The organism is Carboxydothermus islandicus (genome assembly GCF_001950325.1).
Lineage (GTDB): Bacteria > Bacillota > Z-2901 > Carboxydothermales > Carboxydothermaceae > Carboxydothermus > Carboxydothermus islandicus.
The window spans coordinates 1-290 of the sequence record NZ_BDJL01000092.1 but is presented as its reverse complement, the minus strand read 5'-3'; the positions used below and the strand labels follow the sequence as shown (position 1 = coordinate 290).

Below are 290 nucleotides of genomic sequence, written 5' to 3'. Positions count from 1 at the left end.
GGATATCCGCGGATCCCAGCTCGCTTGCAGCTCCCCGCGGCTTTTCGCAGCTTGCCACGTCCTTCTTCGGCCTCTGGCGCCTAGGCATCCACCGTACGCCCTTACTAACTTGACCTTCTCCTTTAACTCCCCCAAAAAATCTTACGATTTTTTGGGGACCCCTTTACTTCACCTCTGTGCAGTTTTCAAAGAACAGATTCCTTAGTCGGAAATAACGGCAAGCGGTTTGTTTCTCCTTAGAAAGGAGGTGATCCAGCCGCACCTTCCGATACGGCTACCTTGTTACGACT

General features: G+C 52.1%; 2 rRNA genes. Both read right to left on the bottom strand.

The annotated features are described in order from the left end of the window. Positions 1–115 (bottom strand): 23S ribosomal RNA (locus ciss_RS09240); the annotation flags it as partial. 125 nt (positions 116–240) lie between these two features. Beyond that, a 16S ribosomal RNA gene (locus ciss_RS13475) occupies positions 241–290 on the bottom strand; the annotation flags it as partial.